We start from the raw sequence: 13,498 nt of genomic DNA, 5'->3' as shown, positions 1-13,498 counted from the left end.
TTAAGCCTTCATGATTGAACGTGCTGCGGTTACGCCGAATGCCATACACTCTGGTGTGGAGCAGCCTCCTAAGCGGCTGACGCCGTGAATCCCACCTGACACTTCGCCAGCGGCATAGAGGCCAGGGATTTTCTCGCCAGTTTTGGCGGCAATCACTTCGGCTTTTGTGTTGATTTGGATACCACCTTGGCAGTAGTGCACTTTTGGCCACAGGCGTTGCACGATGAAAGGTGCCTTGAGGTAAATCCCTGTGCTCATGTTCATTCGTTTGCCAAATTGTGGGTCTTCGCCCGCTTTGACATAGGTATTCCAATCATCAATCTGTTTTTTCAGCGGCTTGAGTGGTACATCGAAGTGCTTGGCGATTGCTTCGACGCTGTCGAACTCCCAGGCGACGTTATAGCGCAGCACATTCTCCATTGAGGGATCTTTTTGAGCCTCATGCTTGGGCGCAATTAGCAGGGCCGGGTTAGGCTTGCCATCTTTATCACGGCGCTGTACTTCGAGGTCTGCTCGTGTCTTGCGATCGGCAGTTTCATTCATGAAACGTTGGCCTGTAGAGCGATCGACCGCGATAGAATGTGGGAAGTTGTAGAGTGAGAAACCTGCACCATAGCCAAATCCGCCTTCATCGGGAGAAGCCCATGGGCCTGATTGAATAAAGCTGAGGTGAACAGGCATGGCACCTTCGGCAAGCATGGCGATAAGGCCGTCGCCGGTAGCGCCACGTGCGTTAGTACAACCGACTTCTGGACCCAAGTTAGGATCTAATGCCTGACGGAAACTGACGTTGGCACCAAAGCCGCCCGTTGCAATCAGTACCCCCTTGGAGGCGCGAACATTGATCAGTTCGCCTGAGCCTTCGTGACCGAAGTGATAGCCTCGACGCACCTTGATACCCAGTACTTTGCCGTCGGCAGCTGTGATTAGGCCTTCAAACTTGTGACGAATCTTGGTTTTGACACCGTAACTGCGCGCCGTTTTAAGCATAGGGCGAATGAACCCGGAACCGCTGCGTTCGACGACTTGGTGGCTACGCGTGGCGCTGGTACCGCCGGTATTGATGATGTGGTCGCGGTAGACACACCCACAATCTTTGGTGAGTTGGTAGATGTAGGGGCCTAACTCGGCACTGTGGCGTAACAGTTCTTCACTGGCGTAGCCGCGTCCCGATTTCAGCTGGTCTTGCACCATGAGCTCGGCGCTATCTTCGATACCGAGCTTCTTCTGTAGATCTGTATTGGCGAAGCAGGCTTGACCGGCATTTAGGGTGCTGTTACCACCGTATACGCCGAGCTTTTCGAATACGACAACATCTTTGGCACCGAGTTTACCCGCTTCAACCGCTGCTGCTAGGCCTGCAAAGCCTGAACCGACGATGATGATTTCGTGTTCTTCATGCCACTTTATGTTTGATGGGCTCGCATTTGAGCTGAAGGGAACTAGCGCGCCAGCCGCCGCGGCGCCAGCTCCTAGTTTTAAAAATGAACGTCTTGTTTGCATGTGTTACCTCCGATTAACTTGGGGTAACAATAATTTTTAAGTTGCTTTTCAATTATGCGCAAAATCACACTTTATTAGGGGGGAGAAAGTTTTATGTGATGCTGATTAAGAAAATGTTTCTTTTAAGTACATTAATAGCATTGACGTCATAAAATATGGTTATAAATTTGGGGAAGAAGGTGGTTATATGCGCTGTCCAAAAGATAGTTGTGAGGCGTTGCGATGCAACCAACTGCTAGATGAGGCGGAAAAATTAATTGATAATCAGGGTGTTGTTTCTTTTCGCTTTGCTCAGATCGCAAAGCAAGCAGGTTGTTCAACCAATACGCTTTATAAATATTTTGAATCGAAAGAAGATGTATTAGTTTGTCTTTTCTTAAGAAATACTACATCTACTCGAATTCCTGTATTTATTAAGGAAAATCCGCAGCTTAATATTCATCAGCTTGCCGTCTTGCCAATTTTATTTACCTTTGAGGTGGTTAAAAGAAGTCCGATATTTAATATATTGCGTGTTGTCTCAATTAACAGTATGTTCTGGCAGTTGGCAAGCTCAGAAAAAATTGATGTTCTGCGAAATAGAGTTAACTTATTTTGGAGCTGTATTCGTCAGCCTATTGATCATGCGGTCAGCGTGGGAGAGTTGGATGCAACGGAGGCAGAAGTTAAGGAACTGGTGCAATCGCTATATTTCTTTCTGGCAGGGGCGACCTCTTCATACGAGAGTAAACTGATGGATGAATATTACTTTACTCCCGATGATGAGACTGGTTATCGCCATATCAGTCGACTGATGAATCGATACCGCTGGCAGAAACCTATCACCAAAGAGATGATGCAGGAGATGACGCAGAAGATCAGCGCCTTTCTAGATAAGGGGGAAGGTAAGGTGCGTTCCTGTAATACTTGTGCAGAGATAGGCAAACGTCACCATTGCAGTGAAATTGAATAGCAAGTGATGTAACGCTTTGGGTGGATTAGCTGTCTATATATCTGTACTCCCACTTTAATGAAGAGTTTGATGGCAGGCCCCATTGAGCTTGACTTTAAAGCAGGGCGTCCATAGTCTGCTAGATCAGTATTCAAGGTGGTATGCAATGCAAATAAATTATAATTTAAAACCTGCGTCTGAACGCCGAACACAGCAGTTTAAGCCTGAAGCCATTGTGGGCTTCGGTAATCTTAGAACTGACCATATGTTTTTGATGGATTACCGCGATGGGGAGTGGCGGGATCCGAGAATCGTTCCTTACGGACCATTCGAGATGGCACCGGGTGCCATGGCTCTGCACTATGGTCAATCCATCTTTGAGGGGGCTAAGGCCTTCATGCATGACGATGGCGAGATCTATACCTTCCGTTTAAATAAGAATGCCGAGCGTCTCAACCTGAGCGGCGAGGTGATCTGTATTCCGCCCATACCCGAGGCGATGCAGCTGGCGGGGATCAATGCATTGATCGATGTCGATAGGCTCTGGTTTCCGATGCAGGATGGGGCCTGTCTCTATATTCGTCCCTTCGTATTTGCGACCGAAGACAGACTCTCTGTGAGCCCGAGCCAGCAGTACACCTTCTGTGTCATGCTGAGCCCAAGCGGCGCCTACTATGCAGATGGTTTCGATAAGGCGATTCGTCTGTTGATCACCGAACGTTTCCACCGCGCGGTATCGGGGGGGACGGGCGCCTCTAAGGCGGCGGGCAACTATGCAGCCTCGCTCAGAGCGGGCAAGGCGGCGGCAGAATATGGCGCGGCCCAGGTGTTGTATCTCGATGCCAACAACAAGCAGATCGAAGAGGTGGGCGCGATGAACCACTTCCATGTGCTAAAAGATGGTACCATCATCATACCTAAATTTACCGATACCATTTTGAAGTCTATTACCTCGCAATCCATCATGGAGCTTGGGGAGGCCCTCGGCTGCGAGGTGCGTCAAGAGACAGTGATGCTGGATAAGTTTATTGCCGATATCGAGTCCGGTGAGATCGTCGAGGCCGGTGGCTTCGGTACTGCCGCCGTGGTGTCGCCTGTAGGCTCCTATATCTTCGAAGACCATAGGGTTGTAACGGTCGGCGATGGTGAGGTGGGTGTGCATACCCGCCGCATCTATCAGGTGTTGACGGATATTCAGAAGGGCAAGCGTCAGGGCCCAGAAGGCTGGATGCAAAAGGTTGAGCGCGTTGCGCCTTAACTCCTAGCTATGCCCTTGATAGCTATACCCATGAAAAGAAAAGGCGCCCAGGAGGCGCCTTTTTTAATCGAATGTTACGGTTGCAGAGACCCGCACCGGCTGGGCCGTCTTGTTGTAGACCGTGGCGTTAAATCTCTGCTGGCTAAATCTGGCGAGCAGTGCTTGTTTCTGTTCGGGTGAGAGGGTCAAGTCGTCGAGTTCAAGATCCACTAGCTGCCCTGACCCATTGATGCCAAAGCTGATGTTGAGCTTCTGTTTTTGTTCTACCAAACCTTTCCAATTCAGGGTACTGTCTTGTATGACCCAATACTTGCTTAGCTGAGTCGGGGTGACTTCCAGATAGTCTCTTGGAGTTTGGGTAATAGCATTACTCTGGCAGGCGGAGACGAATAGCGGTAATGCGAGCAACGCTGCCAAGCGAAATAGCGATGATAGTTTGTGTCTGGCGACAACATCGAGTGGGTTCACAGCAACTACTCTCCGTTAATGCGTTTTTATGCATGTATCTTGCTCATTTAGGCGGTCAAGTATATTAGCATTCACTTAAAAGTTGTAGTCAGTTTTGTGACATTTACAATAATTTGGCGTTAAAGATGAGTGACTCTTGCTTAATATAGAGAAAAGGCCTTGCCGGAAGGGAGGGGCAAGGCCTTTTCGAGTCGATGCCAACGAGTGTTCGCTGGCATGAACCTGGTTGCTGCTACTCTGCCTGTAGCGCCTTAAGTCGTTTCTCTGTGTTGATTCGGCCCTGCTCTATGTGACGGCGCATCAGCAGGCTAGCCAGTTCGCCATCACCAGCGGCAATGGCTTCGACAATGCGTCTGTGTTCGGCAATCGCCTTGGTCGGTCTGGTCTCGCTGGTGCATTGATAGCGATACATGCGCAGCAGATGATAGAGGTTGCCGATGAGGGTTTCCTGCAGATGCTTGCTACCGCTCGCGCGTATGATGCGGTAGTGAAAATCCACATCGCCATCTTGCTGAAAATAGGTATCGCCCTTGGCTAGCGATTCTTCCTGACTATCCATCAGACGTTGTAGCTGCATCAGCGCTGTGGGACTTATATGCTTCGCGGCCAGTTCGCAGGCCATGCCTTCTAACACGCTGCGCAGACGATAGAGATCGCCCAGCTCATCTATCGACAGCTGAGCGACGCGGGCGCCGACATGGGGAATTCTGACGATGAGGCGGCGACGCTCCAGGGTCAACAGGGCTTCCCGTGTGGGGCCGCGACTGATGCCGTATCGCTGGGCGAGCATCTGCTCGTTGATCTTACTGCCAGGGGCGAGTTCTCCCTTAATGATACTGGTTTGGATCGCCTGCAATGCCTTATCCGCCAGGGTGAGTGCGGGCGTCTCAGTGTCTATGGTGTTTAATGCGTCTAACGCCATCGGCTTGCTCATTAAGGGATAAGAGGAGTAATGAAGTTAGTGCGGATGGTTTGGATTGTCAACAATCTGTCGGTAAAACTTAAGTCTAACGCAGGCATTTAGCCTTGAAATCGTCATTTTATGGATAGCTTACGGCTTTGCTGGGGTGGTATTGTAGACAACCTTGGGTGTTCGCCGCCCGAAAAGGCGACGAATCCAATAAAATTAGCGACTCTCTGCCAGAGATGGGGTCTCTTCGGTGATCAGCTGATCTGAGTTATAGCGGGTCAAGATCTGATGAATCTGCTCATCTTTTTGTTGCCAGACGCCATTGAGCCAACGCTGGAACTGAGCACGACACTCGGCGTCGTTGAAGTATCTCTGGTCGTCGACCTCGGGTACCGGCATAGATTCGATGCGCACCACGATACGTTTCACCTTGCCGTGCATCACCTCGGATAGCGTGTTGTCGGCCGAGTCGGGATAGACCAGGGTGACGTTAAGCAGGCTGGTAAACTGCTCGCCCATGGCCGAGATGGTAAAGGCGATGCCGCCCGCCTTTGGGCGCAGCAGGTAGCGGTAAGGAGAGCGTTGACGCGCCTTCTTCTCCTGGGTGAAACGACTGCCTTCCACATAGTTGATGATAGAGGTGGGAATGGTTTTGAATTTCTCGCAGGAGCGTCGGGTGGTCTCTAAGTCTTTGCCCTTGAGTTTAGGGTTCTTACGTAGTTGTTTAGCGCTGGTACGGTTCATGAAGGGCATATCCAGAGCCCAGCAGCCTAAGCCGAGGAAAGGAACATAGAGCAACTCTTTCTTCAGGAAAAACTTTAGCATGGGGATGTTGTTACGCAGCACATAGGTGAGGGCGGCGATGTCGAACCCGCTGAGATGATTGCTGATCAGCAGGTACCAGCCATCTTTCTTCAGTCCTTCAAGCCCTTCGATATCCCACTCTATCTTGGCGATCAAAAACAGAATGCCGCCATTGAGGCTGGCCCAGCTCCACATGCAGCGATTCATCAAGTGAGTGATCCCGGTGCGCAGCAGTGCGATCGGTAGCAGGAGTTTAATTATGCCGCCAACGCAGATCAAAGTACTCCATAACACAGTGTTGATGATCAACAAGGTCAGGCTAAGCGCAAACAGGAGGGGTCCGGGTAAAAAATTTAGCATCTTTCTAAAGCACCTTATCTGCGGTTATTGCTGCGCCATTTTCGTTAACATGGCGTCCTTTTCTTGCCAGATGCGATTGAGCTGTTCCTGGAAACTGATCTTATAGGCGCGATCATTGAGGTAGTCGCCACGCATCTCGGGAGCGATTTCGCTGACCTTGATGTGGACCCTGACCTGTTTGACCCGGCCGCAGATATAGTCCCAGTAGCTGGGTGTGTTGCCTGGATAATAGATGGTGACATCGACTAGTTTATGGATCTGCTCACCCATTGCCGACAGGGCGAAAGCCATACCACCCGCCTTAGGCTTGAGCAGGTGGTTAAATTCTGAGTTTTGCTTTTGATGTTTCTCGGGTCTAAAGCGGGTGCCCTCGACAAAGTTCATCACACTGACCGGCTTAGTCTTAAACTTGGCGCAGGCCTTACGGGTGATTTCGATATCTTTGCCCCTGAGCTTTGGATTCTTGCGTAGCTGGGCGCTTGAGTATCGGCGCATGAATGGGAAGTCTAACGCCCACCAGGCGAGGCCCAGCACTGGCACGTAGAGCAGCTCCTGCTTCAGGAAGAATTTCAGGAAAGGGATCTTATGGTTGAAGATACGCTGCAGGACCAAGATATCGACCCAGGATTGGTGGTTAGCGATCACCATGTACCACTCCTTGGGGGAGAGATTGCTGTCGCCTTCAATCTGAACATCTACCCGGTGGAACAGACGCTCAATAAAGGTGTTGACGCTGATCCAGGCGGTCGCGCAGTGATCCAACAGGTAGCTACACAGGGTACGTAGCGGCGTGATAGGGATAAGTTTTATTATACTTACCAATAAGATAGGTATTACCCAAAAAAGGGTGTTGATGACATAACAGCTAAATGCCAAGCTGCCTCTTATTAGTGATAACACCGCGCCCATTAAAGCCCCCATAAAAAATTCGGAGACCTATGTTACTCGCCTGAGCCCATTAGCTCAATCTTATCCTGTTCATATTGCCCAGATAACCCTGATTTATCTATGGATATATCCAGGAGCTATTGGCCTTTCCTGTCAGTTTTACTGCCGGTTGCAGGCGTTTTATATAAGGCAGAACCTATGGTGATCGTTGTTGTACAAAAACTGGCGATAGCCTCAGTAAGGTGCCTTTAGGCTATTGAGCAATCTATCCATGGCGCGATAACCAAGTGCCTGAGCGATGTGGCGGCGGTCGACGGCTGTACTCTGTTCAAGATCCGCTATGGTGCGGGCGACGCGCTGGAGCCTGTGATAGCTGCGTACCGACAGGCCTAGCTGGTTAACACTCTGCTCGAGAAACTCGAGATCTTGCTGGTTAAATCCTGCAGTCTGCGAGAGTTGTTTGCCGGTCAGCTCGGCGTTGAGCACCCCTGCGCGGCTTAGTTGGCGTTCCCTTGCCTGGTGCACACGCTGGGCCACGTCGCGGCTGGATTCGCCTCGCTCACCTGTGGTCAGGGTACCCTGGGGCAGACGCGGTACCTCTATGGTGAGATCGAAGCGATCGATGAAGGGGCCCGACAGTCTGGCAAGATAGCGCTGGATCTGATCCTGTGTGGCCCTGGCGTTAGCGCTGTCGCCGCAAGGGCTGGGATTCATGGCGGCGATGAGCTGAAAACGGCTGGCAAAGGTGAGTTTGGCGGCTGCGCGGGAGATCACCACTTCACCGGTCTCCATCGGCTCTCGCAGGCAGTCGAGCACCTTGCGGGGGAACTCGGCAACCTCGTCGAGGAAGAGCACACCGCGATGGGCCAGAGAGATCTCCCCTGGCTTGGGATAGCTGCCGCCGCCCACCAGTGAGATGGCCGAGCTGGTGTGGTGAGGGCTGCGAAAGGGGCGTTGATAAAAGGCCTGCATGGGAATGCTGATCCCTGCCACTGAGTGAATGGCGGCGACCTCTAACGCCTCATCATAGTCCAGTGGTGGTAGCAGCTGCATCATGCGGCTGGCGAGCATGGTCTTGCCCGTGCCTGGAGGGCCGAGAAACAACAAGTTGTGATTGCCGGCGGCGGCGATCTCCAGCGCGCGCTTCGCCTGATATTGGCCGATCACATCGCTGAGGCACTTGTGGTCCGTGTCTGTCTGGCTATCGAGCCACTCTAGATCTTGTGTCAGCCCAGGCAGGGAGGCTTGTCCGTGCAGGTATTGGGCTAAAGCTTGTAGGTGGGCGGCGAAGAAACATTTACGGTAGCCCACCAGTTCGGCGTCGGCGCGATTTTCTAGGGGCAGGACTAAGGCCTTATCCTGTTTACGGGCATCTATGATCACCGGCAATATGCCGGTGCAGGGCCTTATTTGTCCGGAGAGAGCCAGCTCGCCGATGAACTCATGATCCCTTAAGTGGGTATCGGGTATCTGTTTGGAGGCCGCCAGTATGCCGATGGCTATGGGGAGGTCGTAGCGGCCGCCCTGCTTGGGCAGATCGGCTGGCGCGAGATTGACCGTTATCCTGCGTTGTGGGAACTCGAATCCCGCGTTGATCAGGGCGCTGCGCACACGCTCTTTGGCTTCCTTGACCGAGGTTTCAGGTAGCCCCACCAGGTTGAAGGCGGGTAAGCCATTGCTGAGATGTACTTCGACTGTGACTTCGGGGGCTGCCACGCCCAGGCTGGCGCGCGTGGTGACGCAGGCAATGGCCATAAACAAATCCTTTTGTTTTTGTTATTAAACCTTTTTTAAATAAGTGTAGCAGCAATGAATTATTTGGACTGTCTGTACAAAATTTAGTTGCCTATTGGCCAATTTCTGATAAAAGGTGCTCCATGTTTTCAGCCGCATTCTGTCGCGGCGACTTTCCCGCAAACTTGCATCCTGAGGTGGAATCTCAATCACGTCTTCTGAAGGCGTAGATCACTATAATTGTCGGCGTCTTCACACGGCTTACATCATTTAGGGTTAATGTCACCTTATCCCCTGACAGGGAGAGTTCCTGGCCGTCGCTGGCCTGTATGAGGTTTAGGTTAGGTTTAAAATGAGTCTACTAGATAACATCTTGATTATTTTGTTGTTAATCGGCACGAGTTGTTTCTTTTCCATGTCGGAGATCGCCCTGGCGGCGGCGCGTAAGATCCGCCTGCGTCAGTTGGCCGACGAGGGAGATTTGCGTGCGGAAAGGGTGTTGCATCTGCAGGCTCACCCCGGCAGTTTCTTTACCGTGGTACAGATAGGGCTGAACGCGGTGGCTATCATGGGGGGGATCGTGGGTGAGTCGGCCTTCACCCCCTACATTAAGGCGGGTCTGCACTCCTGGCTGGCCGATCCCTGGCTTAGCCAGCTGAGCTTCATCTTGTCTTTCATCATAGTCACCAGCCTGTTTATCCTGATCGCCGACCTGATGCCCAAGCGAGTGGCCATGGCGATGCCTGAGCGGGTGGCTCTGGTGCTGGTGGAGCCGATGATCTTCTGTATCCGCCTGCTGACGCCGCTGGTATGGATTTTCAATGGCCTGGCTAATGCCATCTTTCGCCTGCTGCAGATCCCCACGGCGCGCAACGACCAGGTAACCTCAGACGATATCTATGCGGTGATGGATGCCGGCGCCGAAGCCGGTGTGCTGGATAAGGATGAGCAGCAGATGATCGAGAATGTGTTCGAGATGCAGACCGTGCCGGTAACGGCAGCTATGACGGCGCGCGAGAGCCTGGTCTATTTCCTGCTGCAGGATGATGAAGAGGTGATTAAGCGCAAGATCGCAGAAGATCCCCATACTAAGTTCCTGGTGTGCGACGGCCAGCTGGACACTATTAAGGGAGTCGTGGATGCCAAAGAACTGTTGATTCGGGTGATAAATGGTCAGAGCATCACCCTCAAGGACAGCTCATTGGTGCATAACTGCCTGATCATTCCTGATAGCCTTAGCCTGTCGGAATCGATGGAATATTTTAAGAATCACAGGGCCGATTTTGCCGTGGTGATGAACGAGTATGCCCTAGTGGTCGGCATAGTGACGACCAACGACTTGCAGAGCGCCGTGATGGGGGCCTGGTCACTCCATGAGAGCGAGGAGCAGATCATCGCCCGGGATAAAGATTCCTGGTTGGTGGATGGCGTGACACCCATTACCGATGTGATGCGCGCCTTCGGTATCGAGGCCTTTCCCCAGAGTCAGAATTACGAAACCATCGCCGGCTTCATGATGTTTATGTTACGCAAAATCCCCAAGCGCACCGATTTCGTTAATTTCGGTGGCTACAAGTTTGAGGTGGTCGATATCGATGCCTATAAGGTGGACCAGTTACTGGTGACGCGCATCCCCGTCGAGGCTACGTTGCCATTGACCACGGGCGTAGAGCTTTAAATGCTCTAGTTTAGGGGCGAATTACTCGAGTTTAGGGGCTGAATTGCCCCAGAGGCGGAGGCGTGTCGATCACCTGAGAGAAGGTCTCATAGTCGCTGTTATTTTGTTTGCTGCGATACATGGCAATATCGGCATGCTTCATCAGGGTCTTCCTGTCGTCACCATCTTGGGGATAGAGTGCCATGCCTATGCTGATGCCGACGGCCAGCAGGTGGCCCTCGCAGTGAATATCTTCAATCACTGCCTTCTGGATCTGTGCTGCCAGACGTTGCGCCTGGCCGAGTTCGCTCTTGGGGAGGATCACGGCAAATTCATCTCCTCCCAATCGCGCGGGTAAGGCCTGAGGGGGCATGATACGCTCGATGCGATAGGCGATGATCTCCAGCACCTTGTCACCGGCATCATGACCCAGATTGTCGTTGATCATCTTGAAATCATTGAGATCCATCATGATAAAGGTAAAGGATGAGCCATTTTCTCTGATCAGGCGCTCCATGGTTTCATACAGCATGTGGCGATTGGGGAGATCGGTCAAGGAGTCGTGATAGGCCTGGTAATGTTTATCCTCCAGTGTGTCTTGCAGTTTGACTATGGTCTTCTTGCTCATCTTTACGACCAACCAGACGAAGGCGCCGCCGGCGGAAAACACCAGGGAGACTACGGTTTCCAGGGGGCCGGTCTCGCGATTGAGCAGCATCCAGAGGAAACCCAGATAGCCGAAAATAAACAGACCTATCATGCACAGCAATAGATACCAGCCCTGGCTCTGTGGCGGTTTTAGCTGACAGATCTGATAGGTAGGAATGAGCGATGCGAGCAGTCCCATCAAACCGATCAGTACGATAAAAATGGCAAAGGCGGTCATGTCTTCCCCTTGTACTGCATATTGGCGTTGAGGCGTCATTCCATGGCATGGACGTGCCATCTTTTGGGACAAAGGCTACGTCGGGCTCGCCAACTGCTTGAGAGTCATATGGCTGATATATCGGTCTTAAGTATAGGCTAAGTTGGCTGCAAGCATGACGAGCGCCGCCGTTATCTCATCGAAAGTACATTAACGAGTTTGCCTTAGCAGCTGTAGATGGTGTTCCAGCAGTGGGCGTAACTTACCTTCCTTGTTGAGCCTGTCGACCTTGGTATCGAACAACTGCTTAATGGCCTCTTTGTGAGGTGAGTTTTTAGAGATCAGCATATAGAAGGGTTCAGGCTGGATATCGGGGACAGATATACCCGCGAGTTGGGTGTAAAAGTCATCCATCTTATTGATGGCTAAGGTGCCGCTTAGGGTTTCTTTGCGGGCGAGAAAGAACTGACAGCGCTTCTTGGTGAGCATCTCGGGAAGATGCGCCAGGTTACGGATTTGAAACATGTGAAAGTCTGGCTTGAGACCAAAATTTTCATAGTTGAAGTTTCTAATGCCGCACACGCTGCCATAGTCGTTGAGCTGCTCAAGATGCTTTACCTGTACCCCTTTGGGGAAGTCCGTCTTTAGGTAGTAGTAGCTGGGTGTGAGGAAATAGTAGGGGGTGGAGATCAGATAGTCGCGGCGTCGCTCACCGTTGAGTGAGGCGCTCATCGCCGCATCGACCGTGCCCTGCTTGACCTCCTTCAGGCAGCGATTCCAGGGGAGGGCGACCACCTTGTGGCTTAGCTCGCTCTGGTCGAAGGCCAGTTTGAGTAGGTCAATATCATAGCCTATGGTGCGGGGCTCCACGCTCTGGTTGCGATCGAAATAGTTGAAGGGTGGGAATTCGGTATTCTCGACACATATGGTGATAGAGGCCGTGGCCATGGCGGGAAGTGCCGAGCATAACAAGGCGAGGCCACAGCATAAGCGGGTGACCCAGAGTCTCCATGACACCATAGCTAACCTCTTGATAATTAGTCGATGAAATCAGTATAGCAGAGGTCTGCACTCTGCCACTTTTTTGCTACTTGACCTCATTGAGTTCTTTCACGAAGGCGGCAATTACAGGCTCATCTTCGCGACTCTTCTTGCTGCAACAACCAAGCTCAAAGGGGGGGATTGCCACTGGTGAGGCCAGCTGCTGGATTCTGTCTTTCACCGGGCTGTTTTGAATCACCACCTCAGGGGTAATGCTTACCCCACAGCCCAGTGCCACCATGGAGGCGATCGCCTCCTGTCCGGAAACCTGGGCATAGACATTGGCATTGAGCCCCAGTTGCTTGAACCAGTTCTCGATTCTCAGCCGTCCCGGGCCGTGTTCCGGCAGGATGAAAGGCAGTCGATCCCAGGGGATGTAGGGCTCGGTCAGCAGCTCCTGCACGGCGCACTTGAAGGTGGGGGCGATGATCACCAGCGGCACATTATCTATCTTGATGAAATGCAAGGATTCCGGCAGAGATTCGGGCTTGGCGGCGATACTGATGTCGGCGCGGTTTTGCCGCACCATCTCCACTGCGTTGGCGGCGTCTCCCGTGGTCAGCGCGATCTCCACCATGGGATGTTCGTTGCGAAAGCGATCCAGCAGTGCCGGCAGGTGACTGTAGGCGGCGGTGACCGAGCAGTAGATGTTGAGGCGACCGCGCAGCAGATCTTGTTTGGGATCCAGCCTGTGTTTGAGCTTGCTCCAGTTATCTAACGTCTGCTCGGCAAAGTGGCGATACTCGATGCCGGCATTGGTGAGGGTCACGCTGCGATTATCGCGCTCGAACAACTTGGCGCCCACCTCTTCTTCCAGGCGCTGCATGGCGCGGCTTAGGGTGGAGGGGCTGACATGCATCTGCTGCGCGGTGCGGGCAAAGTGGAGACTGTTGCTCAGGTGCAGATAGAGTTTGATGGTACGAATATCCAAGATCCCGCCTCGTCTTATCGTCTAGTTGTTGAGCTAAATATTGCATTTTATGCAACGTGACATTTCGAATATATCATTTTAAGCAATGAAGTACATGGGCTATAGTTGATTGCAATCACAGCTTGGCCAAGGCGGTTGAGCCCATATT

General features: G+C 52.1%; 12 protein-coding genes. 3 read left to right on the top strand and 9 right to left on the bottom strand.

The genetic code is table 11. The features are described from left to right. Window positions 1-1,503, bottom strand: coding sequence for a flavocytochrome c (locus tag L2731_RS16840; protein ID WP_239853063.1), 1,503 nt, complete (start codon window positions 1,501-1,503; stop codon window positions 1-3). A 187-nt stretch (window positions 1,504-1,690) separates the two neighbouring features. On the opposite strand from L2731_RS16840, the gene L2731_RS16835 reads away from it, so the two are divergent. Both L2731_RS16835 and L2731_RS16830 read left to right on the top strand, forming a co-directional pair. Next, entirely contained in the window at window positions 1,691-2,455 is a 765-nt protein-coding gene (locus L2731_RS16835; protein WP_239853045.1) for a TetR/AcrR family transcriptional regulator, read from the top strand. 145 nt (window positions 2,456-2,600) lie between these two features. Continuing rightward, window positions 2,601-3,692: a branched-chain amino acid aminotransferase gene (locus tag L2731_RS16830; RefSeq protein ID WP_249254586.1), complete on the top strand. Its 1,092-nt coding sequence runs from the start codon at window positions 2,601-2,603 to the stop codon at window positions 3,690-3,692. Between the two features lie 63 nt (window positions 3,693-3,755). On the opposite strand, the gene L2731_RS16825 is transcribed toward L2731_RS16830, so the two are convergent. From L2731_RS16825 to L2731_RS16805, 5 genes are all read right to left on the bottom strand, one after another. Beyond that, complete coding sequence (locus L2731_RS16825; RefSeq protein ID WP_239853041.1) at window positions 3,756-4,160, bottom strand: hypothetical protein; 405 nt, start codon at window positions 4,158-4,160, stop codon at window positions 3,756-3,758. Window positions 4,161-4,392: 232 nt separating this feature from the next. Then, the gene (locus L2731_RS16820) at window positions 4,393-5,082 is read right to left on the bottom strand and encodes a GntR family transcriptional regulator (protein ID WP_239853039.1); all 690 of its coding nucleotides are present in this window, start codon (window positions 5,080-5,082) and stop codon (window positions 4,393-4,395) included. 204 nt (window positions 5,083-5,286) lie between these two features. After that, window positions 5,287-6,234, bottom strand: a complete 948-nt coding sequence (yihG, locus tag L2731_RS16815) for a 1-acylglycerol-3-phosphate O-acyltransferase, YihG family (RefSeq protein ID WP_249254585.1) — start codon at window positions 6,232-6,234, stop codon at window positions 5,287-5,289. 24 nt (window positions 6,235-6,258) lie between these two features. Then, on the bottom strand, window positions 6,259-7,143 hold the full coding sequence (yihG, locus tag L2731_RS16810) for a 1-acylglycerol-3-phosphate O-acyltransferase, YihG family (protein ID WP_249254584.1): 885 nt from the start codon (window positions 7,141-7,143) through the stop codon (window positions 6,259-6,261). 213 nt (window positions 7,144-7,356) lie between these two features. Next, window positions 7,357-8,877, bottom strand: a complete 1,521-nt coding sequence (locus L2731_RS16805) for a YifB family Mg chelatase-like AAA ATPase (protein ID WP_249254583.1) — start codon at window positions 8,875-8,877, stop codon at window positions 7,357-7,359. A gap of 331 nt (window positions 8,878-9,208) precedes the next feature. On the opposite strand from L2731_RS16805, the gene paeA reads away from it, so the two are divergent. Then, complete coding sequence (paeA, locus tag L2731_RS16800; RefSeq protein ID WP_249254581.1) at window positions 9,209-10,534, top strand: polyamine export protein PaeA; 1,326 nt, start codon at window positions 9,209-9,211, stop codon at window positions 10,532-10,534. 31 nt (window positions 10,535-10,565) lie between these two features. On the opposite strand, the gene L2731_RS16795 is transcribed toward paeA, so the two are convergent. From L2731_RS16795 to ilvY, 3 genes are all read right to left on the bottom strand, one after another. Beyond that, window positions 10,566-11,459 (bottom strand): GGDEF domain-containing protein, encoded by an 894-nt coding sequence (locus tag L2731_RS16795; RefSeq protein ID WP_249254580.1) that lies wholly within the window; start codon window positions 11,457-11,459, stop codon window positions 10,566-10,568. Window positions 11,460-11,588: 129 nt separating this feature from the next. After that, a complete protein-coding gene (locus tag L2731_RS16790; protein WP_249254578.1) occupies window positions 11,589-12,398 on the bottom strand; it encodes a substrate-binding periplasmic protein in 810 nt (269 codons plus the stop codon). 67 nt (window positions 12,399-12,465) lie between these two features. Next, window positions 12,466-13,350: an HTH-type transcriptional activator IlvY gene (ilvY, locus tag L2731_RS16785; protein WP_239853028.1), complete on the bottom strand. Its 885-nt coding sequence runs from the start codon at window positions 13,348-13,350 to the stop codon at window positions 12,466-12,468. Window positions 13,351-13,498 lie beyond the last annotated feature (148 nt).

Source organism: Shewanella aquimarina (genome assembly GCF_023349185.1).
GTDB lineage: Bacteria > Pseudomonadota > Gammaproteobacteria > Enterobacterales > Shewanellaceae > Shewanella > Shewanella aquimarina.
The sequence above is the reverse complement of the archived record's forward strand: the minus strand, read 5'-3'. Positions and strand labels throughout refer to the sequence as shown.